At 66.9% G+C, this 23,492-nt stretch carries 13 protein-coding genes; 12 read left to right on the plus strand and 1 reads right to left on the minus strand.

The features are described 5' to 3' along the window. The first annotated feature begins 6 nt into the window (after window positions 1-6). The 12 genes from BMX32_RS13235 (at window position 7) to BMX32_RS13290 (ending at window position 22,674) form a co-directional block, all read left to right on the plus strand. Window positions 7-414 (plus strand): ExbD/TolR family protein, encoded by a 408-nt coding sequence (locus tag BMX32_RS13235; protein ID WP_029213500.1) that lies wholly within the window; start codon window positions 7-9, stop codon window positions 412-414. A gap of 5 nt (window positions 415-419) precedes the next feature. Further along, on the plus strand, window positions 420-1,103 hold the full coding sequence (locus BMX32_RS13240; RefSeq protein WP_211664216.1) for an energy transducer TonB family protein: 684 nt from the start codon (window positions 420-422) through the stop codon (window positions 1,101-1,103). Window positions 1,104-1,153: 50 nt separating this feature from the next. Beyond that, window positions 1,154-2,860: a putative porin gene (locus tag BMX32_RS13245; RefSeq protein ID WP_089979459.1), complete on the plus strand. Its 1,707-nt coding sequence runs from the start codon at window positions 1,154-1,156 to the stop codon at window positions 2,858-2,860. Window positions 2,861-2,869: 9 nt separating this feature from the next. After that, entirely contained in the window at window positions 2,870-3,496 is a 627-nt protein-coding gene (locus BMX32_RS13250) for a hypothetical protein (protein ID WP_089979460.1), read from the plus strand. A gap of 105 nt (window positions 3,497-3,601) precedes the next feature. Next, on the plus strand, window positions 3,602-4,093 hold the full coding sequence (locus tag BMX32_RS13255) for a hypothetical protein (RefSeq protein WP_029213497.1): 492 nt from the start codon (window positions 3,602-3,604) through the stop codon (window positions 4,091-4,093). Between the two features lie 58 nt (window positions 4,094-4,151). Continuing rightward, window positions 4,152-16,202: a filamentous haemagglutinin family protein gene (locus BMX32_RS13260; protein WP_170843652.1), complete on the plus strand. Its 12,051-nt coding sequence runs from the start codon at window positions 4,152-4,154 to the stop codon at window positions 16,200-16,202. 207 nt (window positions 16,203-16,409) lie between these two features. After that, a complete protein-coding gene (locus tag BMX32_RS13265; protein WP_089979463.1) occupies window positions 16,410-17,774 on the plus strand; it encodes a PstS family phosphate ABC transporter substrate-binding protein in 1,365 nt (454 codons plus the stop codon). A gap of 110 nt (window positions 17,775-17,884) precedes the next feature. Further along, window positions 17,885-18,862 carry a YVTN family beta-propeller repeat protein gene (locus BMX32_RS13270; RefSeq protein ID WP_089979464.1) on the plus strand — a complete coding sequence of 326 codons (978 nt, stop codon included), beginning with the start codon at window positions 17,885-17,887 and terminating at the stop codon, window positions 18,860-18,862. A gap of 102 nt (window positions 18,863-18,964) precedes the next feature. Continuing rightward, window positions 18,965-19,399: a type IV pilus modification PilV family protein gene (locus BMX32_RS13275; protein WP_089979466.1), complete on the plus strand. Its 435-nt coding sequence runs from the start codon at window positions 18,965-18,967 to the stop codon at window positions 19,397-19,399. Then, entirely contained in the window at window positions 19,399-20,058 is a 660-nt protein-coding gene (locus tag BMX32_RS13280; RefSeq protein WP_089979467.1) for a prepilin-type N-terminal cleavage/methylation domain-containing protein, read from the plus strand. The genes BMX32_RS13275 and BMX32_RS13280 overlap by 1 nt, the downstream gene beginning before the upstream one ends. Then, window positions 20,055-20,915, plus strand: coding sequence for a type II secretion system minor pseudopilin (locus BMX32_RS13285; protein ID WP_089979468.1), 861 nt, complete (start codon window positions 20,055-20,057; stop codon window positions 20,913-20,915). The genes BMX32_RS13280 and BMX32_RS13285 overlap by 4 nt, the downstream gene beginning before the upstream one ends. Before the next feature lie 52 nt (window positions 20,916-20,967). Continuing rightward, window positions 20,968-22,674, plus strand: a complete 1,707-nt coding sequence (locus BMX32_RS13290; protein ID WP_089979469.1) for a putative bifunctional diguanylate cyclase/phosphodiesterase — start codon at window positions 20,968-20,970, stop codon at window positions 22,672-22,674. On the opposite strand, the gene BMX32_RS13295 is transcribed toward BMX32_RS13290, so the two are convergent. Continuing rightward, a complete protein-coding gene (locus BMX32_RS13295; RefSeq protein WP_089979471.1) occupies window positions 22,659-23,291 on the minus strand; it encodes a hypothetical protein in 633 nt (210 codons plus the stop codon). The genes BMX32_RS13290 and BMX32_RS13295 overlap by 16 nt on opposite strands. Window positions 23,292-23,492: the final 201 nt, after the last annotated feature.

Genomic DNA, 23,492 nt, shown 5'->3' on the forward strand with positions numbered 1-23,492 from the left:
TGAGTCATGCGCGCACAGGACGACGACAAGCCGTACGACGACATCAACATCACGCCGATGCTCGACCTGGCGTACGTGTTGCTCGTCATCTTCATCATCATGACCACCGCGTCGGTGCAGGGCATCAAGGTGAACCTGCCCAAGGCCAGCGCGGCCGTGAGCATGGCCAAGCCGCAGACCAAGGCGATCACCATCGCCGACTCGGGCCAGATCTTCCTCGACGCCTATCCCGTCACCATCGCGGAGCTGGAGCAGCGCCTGCGCTCGCTCAAGGCGCTGAACCCGGATTTCCCGGTGGTGGTGAAGGGCGACAGCACGGTGCAGTACCAGAAGGTGATGGACATCCTCGATCTGCTGCGCCGTGTCGACCTGCCGCAGGTCGGCCTGGTCACCGGTAAGTCGCCGAAGGGATGACACGCGTGACCACGCCTCCCTCCCGTCGTCGCAAGCCGCGCTGGCTCGGTCCCGTCATCGGCGCGCTGGCGGTCGCGCTGCTTGGCGCGCTGGTCTGGCACTTCGCCTCCAGCAGCGTCGGCGTGCGCCGCGAAGCGCCACGCATCGCCACGATCACACCGTTGCCGCCTCCGCCTCCGCCTCCGCCGCCGAAAGAGAAGCCGCCGGAGCCGAAGAAGGTCGACGACGACATCAAGCCGATCGACAAGCCGCAGGACATCCCGCAAAAGCCGCTCGACGCGCCGAAGCCCAGCAACGATGTGGCGAAGAACGTCACGATCAACGGCGACGCCCAGGCCGGCACCGACGCCTTCAACATCGGCTCCGGCGACGGCGGCGGGATGGTGGGTTCCGGCGGTGGCAGCGGCACGGGCACGGGCAGTTACGACCAGTACCTCGGCTATGCCATCCAGCAGGCCGTGCAACGCGACGACCGGGTCAACCGGCTGGTGTTCGAGGTGCGCGCCGATGTCTGGCTCGACCCGGACGGCCGGCTCACCCGCGCGGAACTCGTCGGATCCAGCGGCAACCCGAAAACCGACGATGCGCTGATCGCCGCGCTGCGCGCCATGCCGCGCATCGACGTCGCGCCGCCGCCCTCCCTGCGCTTCCCCTTGCGCGTGGCCATTCGCGGGAAGCGACCCGCATGAGCCCGATCGCCTCACCCCTCACGCCCCATACGGAATCCCGGAGAGTTCGCATGACCATCGGAAAGGCCCGCCATCGACCCACGCGAGCCATGCTGGCCGTCGCCATCGGCCTGGCGATCTGCACCGGCACCGTGAACGCGCAGACCGCGCCGTCGGACAACGCCACCATCAACCTCGTTCGCCTGCTCGTGAAGCGTGGCGTGCTCACGCAGTCCGACGCCGATGGCCTGATCGCGCAGGCCAACGACGAAGCGGCACGGGCCCAGAAGCTCGCCGGCACGGCCAACGCCACGCCGGCCACGCCGGGCCAGGTGCGCGTGACCTACGTACCCGAAGTAGTGCGCAACCAGATCAAGGACGAGCTGCGCCAGGAAGTGGTGGCGCAGGCGAAGTCGGAACACTGGGCCGAGCCGGGCAAGCTGCCGGAATGGCTCGACCGCATCAGCTGGTCCGGCGACATGCGCGTGCGCGACGAATTCCATTACTACGACAAGGGCAACGCGTATCCGGTGGTCGACTTCGCGCAGCTCAACCGCACGGGACCGTACGACCTCAATGGCGTGAACCCGCCGCCGCTGCTGAACACGTTGGAGAATCGCACCAACTCGCTGCGTATCCGCGCGCGCCTCGGTGTGAACGTCGATCTCGGCAACGGTGTCACCGCCGGCATCCGCATCGGCACCGGCAACGACAACAACCCGGTCTCCACCACGCAGAACCTCGGCGGCGGCCTGTCGAAGAAGGATCTCTGGCTCGATCAGGCGTGGCTCGCGTGGAAGCCCACGGAGTGGTCGCAGTTCATCGGCGGCCGCATGCCGAACCCGTTTCTCAGTACGGACCTGATCTATTCCAACGACCTGAACTTCGACGGCATCGCGGGCAAGTTCAACGTGCCCGTCAGCGACGAGCTCGGCACGTTCGCGACGGTCGGCATGTTCCCGATCGAGTACCAGGCGGACGACTTCCCGTCGCAGGGCCAGATCAAGAAGGCCAGCCGCGACAAGTGGATGACCGGCGCGCAGGTCGGCGGCACGTGGGAATTCAACGAAGACACGCGCTGGAAGCTGGCGCTCGCTTACTACCGCTTCGACCACATGCAGGGTGAGTTGTCGTCGCCGTGCTCGATCTACCTTGGCGTGAACTACTGCGACACGGATACCACGCGCTCGGCGTTCATGCAGAAGGGCAATTCGCTGTTCCTGATCCGCGACATCGTGCCGGATCCGAACTCGCCGACGAACTATGCGCAGCCGCAGTACGTCGGCCTGGTGTACGACTACCACGTCGCCAACGCCACCACGCAGTTCGATACGAAGGTGGCCGACACGCCGCTGCGCATCGAGGCCGACTACGCCCGCAACCTTGCCTACCACCGCGCCGACGCGTTCCGTCAGGACGTCGGTCTGAATCGTCTCGTCAACAACTTCGGCGCCGGCGACTTCAGCGAGAACACCTACAAGAGCGGCCCGGTGGGCTGGATGCTGCGCGCCACGCTCGGCGCCGTGAATCCGCACGCGGCCGGCGACTGGAACGTGAGCCTCGCCTACAAGTACCTGCAGCCGGATGCGGTGCTCGACGGCCTCAACGACACCGACTTCCATCTCGGCGGTACGAACGCCAAGGGCTTCGTGCTGGGCGGCAGCTATGGCATCGCTCCGTACGCGTGGCTGAGCCTGCGCTACTTCAATGCGAAGGAAGTGTTCGGCCCGCCGCTGTCGATCGACGTCTTCCAGCTCGAAATGAATGCCCGGTTCTGAGGAGGCGACATGAAACGCACGCTCACCGCCACCGCCCTGCTTGCCCTGATGCCATGCGCGTTCGCGCAGACGGCCAGCCTGGAAAGCCGCCTGCGCGATCAGCTGCGCGAAACGCGCGGCCAGTTGCAGAGCCTGCAGGCGCAACAGGCGCAGTGGCAGGCCGAGAAAGCCGCGCTCGAGAAAGAGCGAGACGAGGCACGGAAGGACGCAGAGGCGGCACGCGCCGCCCCGAAACCCGCGCAGGGCCTGTCGCCGGAAGCGACGCGGGCCCTGGCCGAGGAACGGCAGCGGCGCGAGGCATCGGACGCGGCCCTGCAACGGGGCAAGGCGGACATGGACGCGTCGGTACTGGCGCTGCGCACGGCGGAGTCCGAGCGCGCGCGACTGGCGAAGGAGCTCGACGTCAGCATGGGGCAGGTGGACGCCTGCACCGCACGCAACGTGCAGATGTACCGCGTGGGTCAGGACGTGATAGCCGCTTACGAGAACATCGACGTGACCGACATCGTCGCGTCGCGACAGCCGTTCGCGGCGAAGGCACGGGTAAAGCTGGAGACGGCGGCGCAGTCGTTTGGCGACCGCCTCTACGACCAGCGCTTCGATCCGCGGGCCGGCCAGGCGTCCACAACGCCATGAGGACGGCGCCGCTTGCCCGGTGGTGGGGCGACAAGGACTTCAAGGGACACCGCACCGGACAGGGACGTCCCTCGAATGCTTACCGCGCGTCGTGCGAGGCGATTCATGTATCCCGATCATGAAACCACGCTGCTGCCGGAGTACCGCGCGCCCCGTCCGCGCGCGTCGCGGGCGCGCGCCGAGGCCGACGTGCGGGTGCGGGGCATGAGCTGCCTGCACGCGCTCTCCGAGATGCTTCGCCAGCTCTACGCGGCACGTCAGTCCCGGGCGGCCGACGTGCTGATGGACCGCTGCTCGCGCGAGGCGCTGGAGCAGCTGCTTGGCGAGTCGTCGGCGTTCCTGGGTTCGCGCGTGCGTTACGCGGTGGTGGATCGGTTGCGCCACCGCAAGCCGCACCTGGACGACAGCGCGCTGCCGACGATCCGCGCGATCGCGAGCGTGCTCAACGCATGGCTGCACGACGGTCGCCGTCTGGCGATTCGCGCCGTGCTGCGCGAGATGGGCGACGACGAGCTGAAGGAGCTCGCCGCGCTGCCCGAACTGAACGATGAAGTGGCGACGATGACCGGTGATTTCGCGGGCGGGAATGCACCGTGACCGTCGCCCAACGAACCCACGGCGCGACCACGCCGTCATCCGCTTTCCGAGGCCTGCCATGATCGTACGCACCCACACTCCCGCCGCCCCCCGCGCGAACGCCGCGAAGCCCAGGCCGACCCTGCGTCGCCGGGCGATGTGCCAGCTGATCGCCCTCGCACTGTTTGGCGGTGCGGCACACGCGGCCACGCCGCAGGCCTTCAGCCCCGGATGGATGGCGACCAAGCAGCCCGGTGCCACGCGCCCGGTCACGCCGACGCCGGGATCGGGGCAGGGTAATAACGGCGGCAACGTCTACACGCCGGGCAACGTCATGCTGCAGCAGCGCGTGCAGCAGTCCATCGCGAATCTCGACGCGGCGGCGCAGGCCGTCGCCGCGCAGATGTCGGCGCAGAAGAGCGCGCAGGCCGCCGCGCAGGCACTGGCCTCGAACGTGCCGGACGGCCTCGGTGCCGGCGGCCTCAAGGTCGACACGCGCCTCGGCACCGACCCGTCGCTATGGCAGAACGCCAACGCGCCGACGCAGTCGGTCGCGGGCGGGCAGACCACCGTCGAGATCAAGCAGACGAAATCCAAGGCCATCATGACCTGGGAGTCGTTCAACGTCGGCCGCCACACCACGGTGCACTTCGACCAGACCGCCGGCAACCAGTCCGACGGCAGCAACCAATGGATCGCGCTGAACCGCATCAACGATCCATCCGGCAAGCCGAGCGAGATCCTCGGCCAGATCAAGGCGGAGGGTACCGTCTATCTGCTCAATCGTAACGGCATGCTGTTCGGCGCCGGGTCGCAGGTGAACACGCATTCGCTGATCGCGAGCTCGCTGGATCTCTTCACCCTGGATGTGGCGAAGAGCAATGCGTTCTTCCTGAAGTACGGCATCGGCGCGACGACCGATAGCGAGAACATCCTCGGCAATTTCGGCAACGTCAGAGGTTTCCTCGTCAGCGGTGCCGACGTCGATGACGAAGTGCCCCGCGGCGAGATCGCCATCGAGAAGGGGGCGTCTGTCGATGCGACGAAGGACGGATTTCTCATCGTCGCCGCGCCCGTGGTGCGACAGGCCGGTCGCCTGACTGCCGACGACGGCCAGATCGTTCTGGCTGCCGCGCCGGGTCTCGTGCAGGGCGTTGATTCAGCCAACGGTGCGATATCGGTGCAGCCGATGGCCGCCAACGTCTTCGTCGACCCGCGCAGTGCCGTCTCGAACACCGGTCTGATTCAGGCCCGTCGAGGTCGGATCCAGTGGATCGGCGACGAGATGCAGCAGGACGGGGTTCTGGTCAGTTCGACGAGCCTTAGCCACCCTGGGCGCGTGACGTTCGATTTCGCGCGTGACGTGTCGAAGCGTCTCGTCTTCGGCGCCGGATCGGTGACCGCGATCCTGCCGGAAAAGGACGGTGAGTCGACGACGTCGTCGAGCGCCGCCGACGACGCCTTCGTCACGAGTCGGGTGGACATCGGCATCAATGCAGTCATGCGAAATGGCGCGTTGATGGAGGTGCCGGCAGGTAATGTGACCTCCGCGCGCGACGCCTATATCGACACCGGTGCGACTGTGGACGTATCGGGTCTTGCGAACGTCACGCTGCCGATGTCCGCGTTGCTCGTGACCATTCCGCGTATCGGCCTCAATGAACTGGCCAATTCACCGTTGCTTCGCAACAGCATCCTCTACACGGCGAAGGATGTCGCCGTCGATTCCTCGCGCAACGGTACGCGGCCCGATGGCCTGGATTGGGTAGGCAGTCCGGTGCTCAACGTCGCGGGTTACGTGAGCAACGTTCCCCGCGACATCCGGCAGCTGATGATCGATTCGGGCAGCATCGCGTTCAGGCAGAACGCCATCATCCGGACGGGAGCGCAGCTTCGCCTCGAAGGTGGCTTCATCAATTATCTGCCGGGCTACCTCCAGACGCCGCGCCTGCAGGGTGTGAATGGTCTGCTCTACGACCTGGCTTCCGCGGATCCCGATGTCGCCTATTCCGGCTTCGCGGGCGTCTACGATCGCGACCATGCACGCTGGGGCGTCACCGAGACATTCGTGGCAAGCCCGTTGCTCGCCAATATGAAGCGGTGGGACCCCGGATTCATCAAAGGCGGCGACGCCGGCACGCTCGCGTTTGGTGTGTCCGATCCCAATGCCACTCCGTTCCAGTTTGTGATCGATGGCGACATCAGTGCCCACGCCTACGCGGGGCGCGAGCAGGTGCGTAGCGATGCCCGGCCGTTGGGAGGTTCGCTGGAAATCCTCTCGGTCGATCTGTCCGCCGCCATCGACACCACTGATGTCAACCTCGGGCGCTCGATCAATTACCTGATCGAGGACCGCCATAGCCCCATCGAGACGTTCCTGCCCGACTTCGATGCGGACAGCAAGCTCCCCAAGCGTGACGGAGATCCCGACGATCCCGACAACCCGTCGTACTGGCGCCGGTTATCGACGGCCATGATCGACAATGCCGGGTTCCGGCGCTTCAGGCTGAGCACGCCGGGAGCGGTCGTGCTCGGCGAGGGCAGCACGCTTCGCGTGGCCGACGGCGGAGAGGTGGATATCTCCGGCACGAGCGTCGACATCGGCGGAACGATTGTCGCCCACGGCGGATCGATCGCCCTCGGTACGCGAGGGCAGGGTTCCATCCAGGAGGACAACCTCCCGACGTTCCTGCGTCTCGCGCCGACGGGGCGCCTGGACGCGAGCGGCCTTTGGGTGAACGACAATGGCCGTTCGGCGGACTCCCTGCAGGGCCGTTCGTTCATCGATGGCGGATCGGTGACGCTTTCTTCATGGAAGGGTGCCGAGCGAACGACGGATAACACGCCCGACATCGCCATGGCGGCCGGAAGCGTGGTCGACGTCTCGGGTGGCGGTTACGTGGACGCGGGTGGGCACCTCGCCATGCAGGGCAATCTGCCGGCAGGGCGGGGCGGCGACGTCACGATCGCCACGCATACCGACGATGGCGCCACTCGCTACAGCGGAAATACCTCCGGCCCGGGAGACTTGTTGGGTGGCAGGATCTATCTGGACGGCACGTTTCTCGCCGAGGGCTTCGCCGGTGGCGGCATATTCTCGCTGCACGCGCCGCGGATACAGATCGGCGGGGAGCCGGAACAGACGGATTCGGTCTGGACACTGGCTGTCGACCCGGCTTTCTTTGCAGACAAGGGATTCTCGGGTTATCGCCTCGTCGGCGATACGGACGTGTTGTTCGCCCCGGGCGCGACGCTGAACGTTCGTCCCACCTACCTGCTCGCCGATCGCAACGCCCTGCTGACGCTGGGCAGTCGCGAATCGCTGCTCACCTCGGGTGCGGAAGCCGACGTGCACGCAGGCGACGTGGCATCGTACGACCGCTACCGCAGCCGGCGAGATGGCGGTGGCCTCTCCGTGGAAGCGGGCTTGTTCGTTCGCTGGGGATTTTCGGCCGGCATCGAGCGGAAATATGGCGATAGTGGATCCATCGACGTCGGCCGTGGGGTGCATATCGGTGTCGGTGCCGGTGAAACCATCGCGCTCAGCTCGGCGAACCATGTCCGCATCGATGGCGAGCTCAGCGCGCCGGGTGGCAGCCTGCTCGTACGGAACCTCGCCAGCGGCGCGAGCCCCCTCCCCGCAGCACGCGGTGTCTGGCTCGGCAGCCAGAGCGTTCTCGATGCGAGCGGAACGACCCTTCTCGACCCGTCGAGCCCCGTCCTTCGAGGAAGTGGCGCCGCTCCTGTCCTTCAGCGCACGGGCGTGGTCCTCGACGGCGGTCATATCGATGTGCAGTCGGATGGGTATGTCGTCGCCGGTCGAGGGTCCGTCTTCGATGTCTCGGGTGCCAGCGACGTGTTCGACATTCCGCTGGATGGGCGTCGTGTCGGCCTGGGGACGCTCGCTTATCGGGCCGTGCCAGTCTGGAGCGACGCGGGAACGTTCAATCTTCAGGCAAGCTCGGGGCTGTTCTTCGACGGGCGGATCGACGGCCACGGCGGCGCACCCGAAGCCCGCGGGGGGCGGTTCCTTCTCGCGATCAAGCGTCCTCCTCAAGGTACGAGCTTCAACGAAGCACCGCTGTTCATTCAGCAGAGTGGCTGGATGGCGCCGGTAGGCTTCGATCCATTCGCGGAAAAGGCGCCCGGCGCGGGCGATGGCGGCGACATGCGCTTCGCCGTCGATCGGTTGAAGGACACGGGTCTCGACGACATTCTCATCGGTCGCTCCGAGGCTTCGGAGGACGACACGATCATGCCAGCCAACATCGTGTTCGCTGGCGATGTGGACCTTCGTGCGAATCGCAGCATCCAGATCCAGGCCAACGCGTTGTCGACGAGTGGCCTGGTTGCTCGCTTGGTGCCGTCGAGCCAGTCCATCCCGGACGGTGGCAACGTGACCATCGTTGCCCCGTACGTGTCGCTGTTGTCGCGGGAAACCCGAAAGCCGCCCGTGCAGGTCGCCGGTGAAGGCAGCCTCTCCGTCGATGCCGACTTCATCGACATCGGTGGTCAGCTTTCTCTTGCCGGAATACGGAGCACGTCGTTCCGGTCCAGCGGGGACATTCGCTTTACCGCGCCGTTCTCCGGCTCTACCGGCTGGCTCTACAGCACGGGCGACATCGATTTCACCGGCACGCGCGTCTACCCCGCGACGAGCTATCGCTTCCTCATCGACGCGACGAATCCCGATACGCCGACGACCGTGTCGTTCCATCAGGCGGCCACGCGCGACGACACGACGCCGCTCTCGGCGGGCGGCGTGCTGGCGGTGGGCGCGGATACGATCGAGCAGGGGGGCACGGTCTGGGTACCCTCCGGCGCGCTCGCTCTCGGCACGGACGACCCCGCGGCGACACTCAAGGCGCTTGGCCTCGACGCATCGATGCCACTGGGCGTGACGGGTCGCGTGCACCTCGCGCCAGGTAGCGTCACCTCGGTCTCGCTGGGCGATGCCATCGTGCCCTATGGCGTGACGGTGGATGGCAAGGACTGGCATTACGACGTCGGTCTCTCCACCGTCGACAGTTCGGTCAGCGCACCGCCGGAGAAAGCCATCTCGATATCGGGCGCGAACGTCGCGGTGGACGGCGGCGCGCGTGTGGACCTGTCGGGCGGCGGTCACCTCCAGGCGAGCGAGTGGGTGCCGGGCACCGGCGGATCGCGCGATGTCCTTTCGCAGTACCAGACCGATTACAGCCGGTCGACCAAGGGCGAGCAGGTGCCGCTCTATGCGGACGGCCGTTCGATCTACGCGATCGTTCCGGGCTACAACGCGCCGATCGCAGCGCGCGATCTCGCACTGGAGCATGGCATCGGCGCCGGCCCAGCGGTGGGACAAGGCGTGTATCTGTCCGGCGTGCCCGGTCTGCCCGATGGCGTCTACACGCTGCTGCCGGCGCGTTACGCGACACTCCCGGGCGCCTTCCGCGTGGTCCAGAACACCGGTGTCGTCGACACCGTGCCGGGCCGCGTGTCGACCGCACCGGACGGCACCGTGGTGGCGTCGGGCTATTTCACGGACACGCTGACGGGCGCGCGCGACGCACGCAGCAGCAGCTTCCTCGTGCAGTCGGCGAAGGTGTGGGGTCAATACTCCGAGTATTCGCTCACGTCGGCCGACACCTTCTTCGGTGCCGCGGCAGCACGGGCGGGCAACGTCGCGCCGCAGCTCGGCGCCGACGCCGGGCGCCTGACGCTGGCGGCGACGTCGTCGCTGACGCTCGGCGCGACGCTCGATGCCGCGCCCGGCGAGAACGGTCGTGGGTCGCAGGTCGATATCGCCGGCGATGCCATCCAGATCGTGGGTGGCGCGGGCACGAAGCGCGAAGGGTATCTGCAGATCGACGCGGACGGACTGTCGAAGCTCGGCGCGGGCAGCGTCCTGATCGGTGGCAAGCGCACGCGCGAGAGCGGTGGCGATCGCGTGGACGTGATCGCCGGCGACGTCGTGTTGTCCAACGATGCCGCGCATGCGCTCGAAGGCGCTGAGGTCATCCTCGCCGCGACCGACAACGTGACGCTCGACGCGGGCAGTTCGCTGCGCGCTACCGCGTCGACCGCCGCGCCGTCGCCGTCGCTGCTCATCGGCAGGCTGGCGGCCGACGGTATCGACGCGACAAGTGGCGATGGTGCGCTGCTGCGTGTGTCCGGTACCGATGCCGCGCCCGTGGTCCGCCACAACGTGACGGGCCTCGACGGCATCGCCGGCGCCCCTGGCGGCCAGTTGACCATCGGTAGCGGCGCGTCGCTGGTGTCCGGCGCATCGATCAGCTTCGACGCGACGGGCCTTACGACCATCGCGGACAATGCGACGGTCCGTGCGAAGGATGTCGACGTGACCGCGGGACGCATCGCGTTGACCGGCAGCGATCCGGCGGCGCAGGAACAGGCGGGTCGTCTGCTGATAGGCCCGCATCTGCTCGCGCAGCTGGCCGGCACCGATATGACGGTGCTGCGCGGACGCTCGGGCATCGACCTGGTCGGCGACGTCGGTCTGGCGACGTCGCGCTCGCTGACACTGAGCGCACCGGAGATCGTGAGCGATGGCGGCAACGCATCGATCGCGGCGGACACCGTGCTGCTCCAGAACGACACGGGTGTCGCGCCGGCCATGGCCTCCGCGGGAACCGGCCAGTTGCGCATCGACGCGCGCGAATTCCGCACCGGCAACGGCAATCTCGTGCTCGGCGGCCTGAGCGGCGTGAACGTTCGCGCCACGGGTGGCATGTTCGCGTCGGGCACCGGGTCGCTCGACATCGGCTCGGCGAACTTCTTCGCCGTGACGCCGGTGGTGGCGGTCGACAATGGCGCGAATGCGAGCTGGAAGGGGCAGGGTGCGTTCCGCTTCGACCGCGACACCCTCGCACCGGTCACCGTGCCTTCCGACGCGTCGGCGGGTCGGCTGGCGATCGACGGTTCCGCCATCGACGTCGGCACGGCGTTCGTCGCGCGCGGTGGCAAGCTCACGCTACAGGCGGACACGGGTGATGTCGTTCTCAACGACGGCGCGTCCGTCGACGTATCGGGCCTGTCGCTGCCGTTCAACGACACGACGGTGAACGTGCCGGGCGGCACCCTGGCGCTTCGCGCCGATCGGGGCGACATCCGCATGGCGGCCGGGGCGTCCGTCGACCTTCGCGGCGGCGCGCGCGGCGGCAACGGTGGCCGGCTCGACGCACGCGCCGGTGCCGGCGATGTGGATCTCGCGGGTCGCCTGACCGGTTCGGCGCAGTCCGGATACCTCGGCGCGACGTTGTACATCGACTCGGCCGGTGCGCTGAATCTCGGCGCGCTCGCCGCGGTGGCCGCGGCCGGTGGCCTCGACGGCGGCGTCTCCGTGCACACGCGTGCCGGCGACCTGGCACTCGCTGCCGGGCAGACGCTCCGCGCGCACGCCGTCAACCTCACGGCCGATGGCGGCGCGGTCGACATCCGCGGTACGGTCGACGCCTCGGGCACGTTCGGTGGATCCATCGATCTGTTCGGTGTGCGAGGCGTCGATATCGATGGCGTGCTCGATACCCATGCTTCCGCCACGGGCCGTCATGGCGGCGATATCCATATCGGCACGTCCGGTACGGGTAACGGCACGCTCAACGCCGCGTACGGTTACCAGAACGTCGACGCCGCCGACGCGGGGCACATTCGTATCGGTCAGGCCGCGCGCATCGAACAGGGCGGCGATACACGCGACGGCCGTCTGTACCTGCGCGCGCCGCTGCTGTCGAACGGCGATACGCCGATCGACGTAGCCAGCGGTGCGACCTTCGCCCATACGCGCGACACGACGCTCGAAGCGTATGCGACGTGGGACACGCGCGATGCGGTCGGCGACGCCACGAAGCATTTCGACGGCGTGGTCGATCCGGCGGGCCTCTTTACCGTCGATGCATCGACAGGTAAGCCGGTGCTGGTGGATGGTACGTTCACCGACGCCAATGGCGATCCGGTAACCGCTCCCGATCCGAGCGACCTCACGCGGGTCATGGATTTCCTGTCGCGCTACACGTTCACGCCGAATGGCATTAACACCGACCATGCGACGTTCTACGGCTACGTTGGTGGCGACGACGCGCAAGGCGCCGGCACGCTAATGGGCTTCGTGCAGTCGCCGGGCTTCGCGTTCGAATCGCGCATGGCGTCGTTGCCGGGCTTGCAGGTGCGCCCGGGCATCGAGCTGCGTGCGGGTGAGGGCGACGCCAGCGCGGGCGCCATCAAGGTGCTGACCACTTGGAACCTGGGCGCGGGCCAGCGCGATGCGAACGGCAATCTCGATCTCCTCTACCGCTACAACGGTCAGGCACCGGTGCTGAACCTGCGCGCGTCGGGCGATCTCGATGTGTATGCCAGCATCACCGACGGGTTCTTCCAGGATGGCAACGCGGGTGGCGGCAGCGGTGCCGCGCCGCCGCTCGGCGACTGGGCGGCCGCGAGCGCCGCATGGAACGATCTGCTCGCATTGGGCACGGGTGTCGAGAGCACACCGAGCGTCATCGATGGCAGCCCTCTCGTCACCCCGCCCATCGAGTTCACGTCGGGCGATCCGTTGGCGATTTCCGAGTACTACGGTCAGTACGTCGCCTATGCGAGCTATCTCGCGGCGCCGCTCCCCGGATACGACCCGTTCCATCCGGCCGAAGTCCTTTTGACGGGCCTCGGTTTCGGGATCCTTCTTCCGGTCGCGAACGCTCCCACGCCGCCGCCCCTCCCGACGAATCTCAACGATTACATCGGATATCTGGCAGCCTGGAAGGCCTATGTTCCGAAAGCACTCGATCCGGTCACCGGATCGGATTACCTGGGTACGCTTGGCGTGCCAGACAATTTCCAGGCTCTCGTCGCGCCGCCGACGACGCTGGACATCATCGACACCAGCGCACCGGTCGACAACAGCCCGTCCCCCCGTGCGGTCGCGACGAACCCGCTGCCGCTGCTGAGCGCGAGCCTGACGGGTGGGTCGAGCAGTTCGTACCGGCTCGTCGCCGGGGCGGACCTCGGGTCCGCGGATCCGCTCGCCACACTGTCCGGGGCGGTGGCGGACCTGCATCTGGGCGGACATACCGAATATGCCGATGCGCTGACGGAGCGCGTGCTGGCCGCGCCGACGCTCGTCCGCACGGGCACGGGCGACATCGACATCGTCGCAGCCGGCGACCTGCGCTGGGACGACGCGAAGGCGCCGGCCGCCGTCTACACCGGTGGCGAAGCGGCCGAGGGCACGACGACGGAGACGGGTGCGGACATTCTGCGACCCGCGAACAACGGCGGCCTCGTCGACTCCGCGACACGCGAGCTCGTTCTATCCGGTGCGGTGAATCCCATCAACGCGGGTCGTATCGGCCTGCATGTCGGCGGCGACATCGTCGGTCTGCAGAACACCACGGATGTCGACGGCTCGCTCACCGGGACCGCCGGCACACCCACGGGTCAGTACTGGTGGCCGTGGATGCAGACGACGAACTCGGAAACCCGTTCGTCGATCAACTTCGGCGGGTTCGCTCAGGGCGTACTGAGTGCCGGCGGCGATGTCGATGTATCGGCAGATGGCGACATTCGTCAGCTCTCGGTGTCGTTGCCGACCACGTGGACGATCGACACCGCGCCCGACGGCACACGCGCACTGAGCACGCATGGCGGCGGCGACCTGGCGGTCCATGCCGGTGGCGACATCCTGAGCGGCAGCTTTTTCGTCGCGCGAGGGCAGGGCACGGTGCGGGCCGACGGAAATATCGGCGCCGACTTCTCGATGCCGTACGTCGGACAGAATGGCGTCGGCGGCACGATGCCGGTAGCGACGCTGCTCGCGTTGCAGGATAGCCAGCTGGATGTACAGGCAGGTGGTCCGGTCAGTCTCGGCGGTATCTTCAACCCGTCATGGCTCGATTCGTCGGCCGTCAACGCGTTATTGCCGACCCAGCACGCCGATGGCCAGACCTACTCAGCGTCGTCGCGCATCGACGTCAACGCATTCGGTGGGGATCTCACGTACGGCACGGTGGCGGATCCGATCCGTCTGATGGCGGCGGGGATCGGCGCATTGAGCAATTCGGTCGACGACACCGCGGGCGATATCCTCCCGGCGACCGTGAACCTGATTTCCGCCAGCGGAAATCTGGCGATCGAAACGACGGGCGAGCTGTTCCCCTCCGCTTCCGGCAACCTCGGTCTGCTTGCGGGAAACTCGATTCGAATCGACCTGCCGCAGAAGGACACGGGCTGGCGACTCGGCTGGGGCATCATCGATGCGCCGCTATCGTCCATGGCCTCGCCTCTGAACACGCTTCCCTTGACGGATGCGACCGACTCGCTGGCACATGGCGTGAGGACGAAGGGGTACCTCGATCCGGGCTTCCTGTCATCGCCCGAGCGGCGGAGCTATGTTCACGCGGCCACGCCCTGGCACGCCGACGACACGCAGCCCGTGCGCATTTATGCGCTCGAAGGCGACATCGTCAACGGATCGGGTGGCGGACTGGGTGCGGCGTTGCTCTCGACACCGAAGGTGACAAAGATCGAGGCTGGGCGGGACATCGTTGACCTTGCCTATCTCGGTCAGCAACTGGATGGCTCGGACGTGTCCACCATCGTCGCGGGTCGCGACATCTACGACACCCCGTTACTCACCGCCGATGCGTCCTTCCGGTTCTCCCCGGTCAAGGTGCTGCCCTCGCTGGCTCAGGCAGGCCCGGGCTATCTGTACGTCAGGGCGGGTCGCGATCTCGGTCGCTTCGCATCCCAGACCGAGTTCTTCGGTCTCGGTGCTTCGATGCAGCTCAGCTACAGGAGTCTGCCGGTGCTCGGGCCGAACGGCATCGTGACAGGCATCGACAGCATCGGAAATCTGTACAACGCCAGTCTCCCGACCGAGGGTGCGTCGATCGTGGCGTCGTATGGCGTCGCACATGGCGCGGATCAGGCGGCCTTCATCTCGAAATACGTCGATCCGGGGACCGTGAAGCCCGAGGGCCTCGATGATGGATCGACCTCGCTGGTTGGCTTCGTTACGCACTACGACGGCATGGCGACCGACGGCTACTCCATCGATCAGGCGTGGCAGCGGTTCAGGCAGCTACCCGAAGAGGCGCAGGACATCTTCGTGCAGCAGACGCTCTTCCGCGTGCTGAATCAGGTCGGTAAGGACTATGCCGACGAGGGCAGCGCGTTCGCCGGGCGTTACGCTCGCGGCTACGATGCGCTGAACACCCTGTTCCCCGCGTCACTCGGCTACACCGCCAACGGTACCGACGGCGGCGAGAACGGCGCGGCGAATGCCGTGTCGACAGGCGATCTCGACATTCGCGGAAGCACGATACAGACGCAGCGTGGCGGCGACATTTCCATCGTGGCTCCGGGCGGGCAGGCGCTGCTTGGTGGTGTGTCGGCGCCACCGGTGATCACGGATCCCAACGGAAGGATTCTCGCCGGCCCGAACACGCAGGGTATCCTGACGCTTCAGCAGGGGGACATCTCGATGTTCACCGATCGCAGCACGCTGCTCGCACAAAGCCGCATCTTCACCGAGCAGGGAGGCGACGTCGTGATGTGGAGTTCGAACGGCGACATCAACGCGGGCAAGGGCGCGAAGACCAACACGGAAATTCCTCCGGTTCGTTACCTGTGCTCGGTCGACGCGTGGTGCCTGCAGGATCCCTCCGGCCAGGTCTCCGGTGCGGGCATCGCCACGTTGCAGACGATCGAAGGCGCACCGGAAGGCAACGTCTACCTGATGGCGCCTCGCGGTACCGTCGATGCGGGCGACGCGGGCATTCGTGTCTCGGGCAACCTCGTGATCGCCGCGGCACACGTGGCCAACGCGGACAACGTGCAGGTCAAGGGCGATGCCATCGGTCTGCCTGTCGTGCAGGCGGTGAACGTCGGTGCGCTGAATGCGGCGAGCTCGGCGGCCAACGCGGCGTCGAAGGCGGCGGAGGACGTCGCACGTCAGCAGCAGTCGGATTCGCGCGACCGCATGCCGTCGATCATCTCCGTGCAGGTGATCGGTGCGGACAGCGGTGCGAGCGTGTCACCGAGAAGCAATGGTTACGACGTGGACAGTCCTGTGCAGGTCGTTCGCCGCGCGGGTCACGGTGATGGACTGACCGACAGCGAACGCGCACGACTTCGCTGAATGCGGTGACAAAGACGCCCGGATGACGATGCATCGTCATCCGGGCGTCTTTGTCATTGTCACTGTCATTTGCGGTGCATCGACGACGACACCGTTGTCATCGAGTTGGCACGAAACGCGACATCGCCGCGTCACTACAGGGAAAACTCGCGCGAACAGAATCGATATGCCTCCATAAAGGAGGTTCATCGACTAAGGGGTAATGCCATGTTCAAGCGCAATGCTATGGGGAACACCCGCACCAAGCTTGTTGCCGGTGCCGTCATGCTGGTTCTCGGCCTTTCGGTCGCTGGCTCGGCCCTCGCCACGGATACGTTCGGCGGTGGCGCGACGCTGCCGGCGGGTGGTTATGTCGGTTTCAACTTTCTCACCGGTTCGCTGAAGCAGTCCGCCAACACCGCGTCTCCGACGTCGGGTGTTGCCCCCGTTCTCGGGACGTCGCTGTTCGGCGCCTGGGCCACCGCCTCCGGCAACAAGGTGTCGTACTGCCAGACCGGCAGTGGCAACGGCAAGAAGATCTTCGACAACTGGGATGGTGCCGCGTCTGTCAGCGCTATCGGCGCATGCGGTGGTGGCCTCACCGGCTTCGGCGCGCCGTCGAGCATCCTCGTTAACCCGCACTTCGCCGGCAGCGATGCACCGATGTCGGCAACGGAATACGGCTCGTTCACCTCGGGTGGCAAGGTGGCGCAGTACGGTGAGCCGGTTCAGTTCCCGGCTGTCGCCGGTTCGATCGCGGTCATCTATCACAAGAGCGGCCTTTCGACGCAGCTGAACCTCACGTCGGCGCAGGTCTGCGGCGTGTTCAACGGTACGATCACGCAGTGGTCGACGCTGACCGGCAACGCGTCCGATACGTCCGCCATCAAGGTGGCGTTCCGTTCGGATGGCAGCGGCACCAGCTTCTCGCTGGCCAACCACATGAACGCGGCTTGCGCCGGTACCTCGTCGCAGCACTTCATCGTCGACCAGTCATTCGCCACCGCCATCAGCCAGTACAAGCCGACGATCCCGTCCACCTGGGTCGGCGCCAGCGGCAACCAGGGCGTCGTGCAGGCTGTGCAGGACAATGACAACACGATCGGCTATGCGGAATCGGCGAACCTGAAGGCCTCGGCTCTCGCTGGCGGCGCGACGGACGTCAAGTACGCGACGATCGGTGGCAAGGATCCGTACGCCGACTTCCCGACCGCCGTGGCCGTGCTGCCGACGAACGACTTCGTCCTTGGTGCGGTCGATGCCTCGACCGGTCGTCCGGCCGTGACCGCGCTCACGCCGATCGGCCAGAAGACCTGCATGGTGCTCGTCAATCCGCTCGGCTACGCGAACATCACCTCGCGCTATCCGATCATGGCCGTCTCGTATCTGATCGCCAACAACAAGGGCAACACCGCGACCGACGTCGCCGCCGTTCGCGGCCTGGTCGGCGCAGCGTACGACACGTCGCTCCGTAGCAGCATCACGACGATCGGCGCGATCGATCCGGTCACGGGCAAGCCGAACACCGGTTACGCCTTCCTGACCGCCTCGACCCTGACCCAGGCCAAGGTCGACTCCTGCATCGCCCAGTAAGTACGTAAGTAAAGGCATTCACGGAAGAATCGGGAAGGGGTCGCAAGACCCCTTCCTTTCTCACGCCGAAAACCCGCCCATCGCTAACGGAAAGACACAGGGACACGATCATGAAGAACGAAAAGCCGACGCTCGGAAGCCGCGCGCTTCGTTGCGCCATCCCGCTGCTGATCGCTGGCGTGGCACTGCCCGCCGTCGCGGCACAGAACAAGAACGCCTACGTGGCGAACCAGTTCGACAATACCGTGTCGGTGATCGACACGACGACCAACGCCGTCACGGCCACGGTGCCGGTGGGTAACTATCCGCTCGGCATCGCCGTCAGCCCCAATGGCAATAACGTCTACGTCGCCAACGCGCTCGACAATACCGTCAGCGTGATCGACGCCGCGACCAATGGCGTGAAAGCGCTGGTGACGGTTGCGAACACACCGGTGGCCGTGACGGTCAGCCCGGACGGCACCGACGTCTACGTCGCCAACGCCAACGAGAACACCGTGTCGGTGATCGACGTGGCGACCAACACCGTCGTGGGTTCGCTGCCGGTCGGCAACGCGCCCTTCAGCGTCGCCGTCAGCCCGGATGGCAAGCGCGTGTACACGAGCAATACCGGCGACAACACCGTGTCGGTGATCAATACGCGTACCAACGCCGTCTCCAGCATCGCCGTCGGCAGCGCGCCGGCTGGCCTGGGCATTGGCCCGCTCGGCGCCCGCGTCTACGTAGCGAACGCCGGCTCGAACACGGTGTCGGTCATCGACGCGTTCACCAACAAGGTGGCCGCCACGCTCCCGGCCGGCATCGGTGCGGCCGGTGTCGCCACCAGCCCGATCGGTATCCCGGTGTACGTGGCGAACGGCGTCGACAACACCGTGTCGGTGATCGAGCCGTTCGGCAAGAAGGTGCTGGCCACTGTGCCGGTGCAGAGCTCCCCGGGTGCGATGGCGGTGAGCGCGAAGACCGCCCGCGTGTACGTCGCGAATGCCGGCTCCAACTCGGTGTCCGTGATCGATCCGTTCAAGAACAAGGTCGTCGCGACCGTCACCGTCGGCAACTATCCTGCCGCCGTGGCGACGCAGCCGGAGTAAGCGTTTCGCAGGGACGCACCAGATGACGGCCATGCTTCGCGGCATGGCCGTCATCGCTTCGCAATCGGGCGATTGCATGCTTGGTCCGTCAAGGAGGGGGGCATGCGCATCAGGCGACACGGTGGATTCAGTCTGCTGGAAACGTTGGCGGCGATGGTGCTGCTGTTCCTGTGTTTCGGCGCGCTGATGCACGCGGCGGGTGCCTCCGTCGCACTGAACACGCGCGCGTCGCAGTATACGCAGGCCTCGCTCTGGGCGAGTGGATTGCTCGACCGCACGTTCGTTGCCGAATTTCCGTCCGAGGGTACGCATACCGGGCGTTTCGACGATACCTATCGCTGGACGATGAAGGTCAGTACGCCGCCAGAGGCGATGGCCACGACGACGCTCGTGCCAATGCACCTCTACCGCATCGAACTGACCGTGCAGTGGGATGTGGGCGGCAAGACGCTTTCGTCGCGCTTCGAGACCTTGCGCTCGGTCGCGGAGAAACCGCGCGAGGCGACCGTGCCGCTCTACGCCACGGGTGACTCGTGATGCGTCAGTCCGGTTTCAGCCTGCTGGAAACGCTCGCGGCGCTGGCGCTGCTGGCCATGCTGTTGCTGGGTGTGACGGCGGCGGTGCAGACGATGACGCACTCGACGCACGCGACCGTGGCGGCTACCGAGCGGCTCGATCAGATCCGCGCCGCGCAGCAGTACGTGCGCCGGGCGTTGTCCGGCTCGCTCGCGTATCCCTGGGCGTTGCGCGCCGACAAGCATCCGATAGTGCTGCGGGGGACCGCCGACGACGTCACCTTCGTGGCGCCCGGCCCGGGCTATCTGGCGAAGAGCGGTTTGCAGTTGCAACGGCTGGCGTTGGTCGGGGAGGGCAAGGAGAAACGCCTCGAAGCAGCGTTCGCGCCGCTGGCGGCGCGCGAGGCGGCTCAGGTGGTACCGTCCGCGCCCGAGGTGCTGGTCGACCGTGTGATCTCGGGCCACTTCGTCTACAGCGGTATCGATGGCGATGGCAAACCCGTGGCGTGGCAACCCACCTGGCCTTATGAAGATCACCTGCCGACGATGATCGGTCTGGAACTCACGCTGGCCGGTGGCACGGGCTGGCCGACGATCGCGGTGCCGCTGCGCATGGATCCCACGGCGGTGAACGGGCGCGAAGCGATGGCGCGGCTCACCATGATGGATGCGCGGCCATGAAGCGCATGGCGCGACAGGGCGGCGTCGCGCTGCTGGTGGTGCTCTGGGGCTGCACGCTGGCCGCGATCACGTTGGGCGCGCTGGCAAGCACGGCGCGCGTGGAGAGCACGCAGGCACGCGGACAGGTGTCACGCACGCAGGCGCTCTACGCGGCGCAGGCCGGTATCGACCGGGCCGTCTACATGCTCAACGCGCGCGACGACAGCCAGCGCTGGATGGCGGACGGCCGGCGGTACGCGATGAGCGTGGGGAAGGCGGAGGTGCAACTCGAGATCGCCGACGAGGACGGCAAGGTCAATCTGAACTCCGCGTCGCCGGAGCTCGTCGAGCGTCTGTTGCTCGTTTCGGGCGTGCCGCCGTCCTCGGTCGCGGGAATACGGGGCGCGATCCTGGGGTGGGGGAGGCGCGGGAACATGGCGGCGTCGCTGCTCCTGGCCAAGGGCGGCTTCGCCAGCCTCGACGAGCTCTACCGCGTGCCCGGCGTCGACGCCGACACGGTCGACCGCGTGCTGCCGTTCCTTACCCTGTGGAACGCGGGTGAGCCGAATCTCGCCCACGCCCCGCCGACGGTGGTCGCGGCCGTCACCGGGGCGTCGCTGGAACGTGCGCAGCACTATGTCGAGGGCGTCCGCCGTCTGCCTTCGGCGGACGCCGCGCTGCCGCTGCTCCCCGGCACCGGCTCGGGCAGTGCGGCGAAGGGCTTCAGCGGCGTGGTCAGCATCGTTTCGCGCGCCCGGCTGGCCGATGGCATGACACTCGTGCTCGATACCACCGTCGTATTGCACAACGCGCCCGGCGACCCGCGGGCGTATCGGGTGCTGCGCTGGCGCGAGCGGGCCTTCGATAGCGGGTCCTGAGCCATGCGCGTTTTCGGCCGGAACACGTGCCGATCACGGATTGCGTCGCAGATTGAACCGGTACGAAGACGGGGAGACGCCGGTGATCCACGACCTCGCGGGCTGGTCGAAAGTGCTGGAACTGATGCCGACGGCGATGTTCGTCCGCGACACGGTGCACCGTTGGGTGCTCGTCAACCGCATCGCGTGCGAGTACTTCGGCATCCGGGCCGACGAAGTCGTTGGCCGGAAGGACAGCGAGCTCTTCCCGCCTGATCAGGCGGCCCGCTTCGCCGCCGGCGACGACGCGGTACTGCGCAGCCACGAAGTGGTCGAAACCGAAGAGGCCGTGACCGATCTGCAGGGCCGCGTGCGTACGCTGCTCACGCGCAAGACGTGCATCGAACTCAACGGGTCGCCGCACGTGCTTGCCTCCGTCACCGACATCACCGAGCTCCGCGAGTCGGAGGCCCATGTGCGCTGGCTGGCCTGCCACGACGCCCTGACGGGTCTTTCGAATCGCACGGCCCTGTTCAGCCGCCTGGATGCCGCGATCGCGCGCGCGGCGGGCGGCGGCGCCAGGGCCGCGCTGTTCTATCTGGACCTCGATGGCTTCAAGCGGGTCAACGACACGTACGGCCATCTCGCGGGCGACGAGTTGCTGGTGCAGTTCGGTACGCGGCTGCGCAACCTGGTGGGCACCGGCGACACCGTGGCCCGCATCGGTGGCGACGAGTTCGCGTTGCTGGTGGAGGATGGCGGCAGCCTCGATGTCGAAGCCCTCGCCGAGAAGATCCTCGTGCTGGCGAACATGCCTTTCGACGTACCGGCGAATACCGCGTTCATCGGCACGTCGGTGGGCGTGGTGCCGATCGACGGCGATTCGGTGGCGGCGGGCGAGATGGCGCGCAAGGCGGACAGCGCCCTGTACGAGGCAAAGCGGGCGAGGAACCGCCACGTGATCTACACCGACGAACTGGACAACGCGCTCGCGCATCGTCGCGAGGTCGAGGCCGCCTTGCGCGACGCGCTGCGTACCGGCGACGGGCTCGACTGCTACTACCAGCCGTTGATTCGCGTGAGCGACGGCAAGGTGATCGGGTTCGAAGCGCTGGCGCGCTGGCGTCATGCGCGGCTGGGCGTGGTGCCCCCCGTGCAGTTCATCGGCGTGGCGGAAGAGACGGGCCTGATCGGCAAGCTGGGCGAGTTCATCCTGCGCACGGCATGCATGCGCCTGGCGCCGATGCCCGACGTGTTCGTCGCCGTCAACGTGAGCGCGGTGCAGCTCCGCGACGACCGGTTCGCCACCACCGTGCTCAACGCGCTGACCGATTCGGGCCTGCCGCCGCACCGGCTGGAGCTGGAGATCACCGAAACGGCGATCGTCAACGCCGATAGTGCGACCGTGCGCCTGCTCAGGAATCTGCGGCGAACGGGCGTGCGTATATCGCTCGACGATTTCGGCACCGGCTATTCGAGCCTCACGCTGCTGAAGGATCTCGACGTCGACAAGGTGAAGATCGATCGCTCGTTCGTCCAGATGGCGCCGATCGCGGACGACTCCGCCGCGATCGTCCGGGCGGTATCCAACCTCGGCGCTGCGCTCGGTCTGTGCGTGGTGGCCGAAGGCGTCGAGACCGAACAGCAGCGCGTGTTCCTGCGCGAGGCCGGGTGCGACGAACTGCAGGGCTATCTTTTTTCGCCGGCGGTTCCGGAGGAGGGCATCGAGCGGGTGCTCGGGTATTTCCCCGAAGCCGAACGCGTCTACTCGGCCGGATAGGCTTCCGCGGGCATCGGCCAGGTGCGCCGGAGATCGGGCATGCCCGGCACCGTGGTCGCCTGCGGCAGCGGCAACGGCATGCGCATCCCGAGCACGCCGCCGGTGGCGTCGCCGACGATGGCGATCACGCAGGAGCCGCTGTCCTGCGACGTGCCGAAGGAAAGCCGGCCCCAGGACATCTGCAACACCTGGTAGCGGTTGGGAAGCATCGAGGGCGCGGCAGGCAGGGACCGCTCGGAGGACGGGGCGTGGAAGCTCTCGTCGATGTCGGCGCGGGGAAAGCAGGGGCGCTGCTCGAGCTGGATGGACGTGAAGCGCACCATCGGCACGTCGCCGCCTTCGTCGAAACCGCGCGCCTCGAAGGCCGTCACGCGATAGCCGTCCCGGGTGACGAAGGGCTGGCTGCGCACGATCTGCGGCGGGGCGTCGGCCGTGGCGTGCAGGCCGCCGGGCAGCTTGTTCGACAGGGCGTCCATGGCGTTGGGCAGCGTGCCCATGGTTCCGTTGATGATCTCCACCAGCGTCTTGTCGCTACGCGGCACGCTCATGGACACCGGGGCGGCAAGAGCCGCCAGCGGCGCGACGAGTAGCGGCAGCAGGAGGTGGAGGGGGCGCATGGAGACCGGGGCGGCGGGTTCGGGGTCGCTAGTGTGCACGAACTGGGTGTGTCTTACGCGGGGCAATTGGCATGATTCCGGGAATGCCGAAACCCACTGTGGGAGCGCGCTCGCGCGCGAAGGGTGCTCGCGGCAAGCACCCATTCGCGCGCGAGCGCGCTCCCACACGAGATCCAGACGAGACCTTGTACCCGAGAGGAA

It is taken from the genome of Luteibacter sp. UNCMF331Sha3.1 (genome assembly GCF_900109915.1).
Lineage (GTDB): Bacteria > Pseudomonadota > Gammaproteobacteria > Xanthomonadales > Rhodanobacteraceae > Luteibacter.

Coding starts and splice junctions, on each gene's coding strand:
- BMX32_RS13295 (WP_089979471.1), bottom strand. CDS start 23,291: ATGCGCCCCCTCCACCTCCTGCTGCCGCTACTCGTCGCGCCGCTGGCG.
- BMX32_RS13285 (WP_089979468.1), top strand. CDS start 20,055: ATGAAGCGCATGGCGCGACAGGGCGGCGTCGCGCTGCTGGTGGTGCTC.
- BMX32_RS13235 (WP_029213500.1), top strand. CDS start 7: ATGCGCGCACAGGACGACGACAAGCCGTACGACGACATCAACATCACG.
- BMX32_RS13265 (WP_089979463.1), top strand. CDS start 16,410: ATGTTCAAGCGCAATGCTATGGGGAACACCCGCACCAAGCTTGTTGCC.
- BMX32_RS13245 (WP_089979459.1), top strand. CDS start 1,154: ATGACCATCGGAAAGGCCCGCCATCGACCCACGCGAGCCATGCTGGCC.
- BMX32_RS13275 (WP_089979466.1), top strand. CDS start 18,965: ATGCGCATCAGGCGACACGGTGGATTCAGTCTGCTGGAAACGTTGGCG.
- BMX32_RS13250 (WP_089979460.1), top strand. CDS start 2,870: ATGAAACGCACGCTCACCGCCACCGCCCTGCTTGCCCTGATGCCATGC.
- BMX32_RS13255 (WP_029213497.1), top strand. CDS start 3,602: ATGTATCCCGATCATGAAACCACGCTGCTGCCGGAGTACCGCGCGCCC.
- BMX32_RS13270 (WP_089979464.1), top strand. CDS start 17,885: ATGAAGAACGAAAAGCCGACGCTCGGAAGCCGCGCGCTTCGTTGCGCC.
- BMX32_RS13280 (WP_089979467.1), top strand. CDS start 19,399: ATGCGTCAGTCCGGTTTCAGCCTGCTGGAAACGCTCGCGGCGCTGGCG.
- BMX32_RS13260 (WP_170843652.1), top strand. CDS start 4,152: ATGATCGTACGCACCCACACTCCCGCCGCCCCCCGCGCGAACGCCGCG.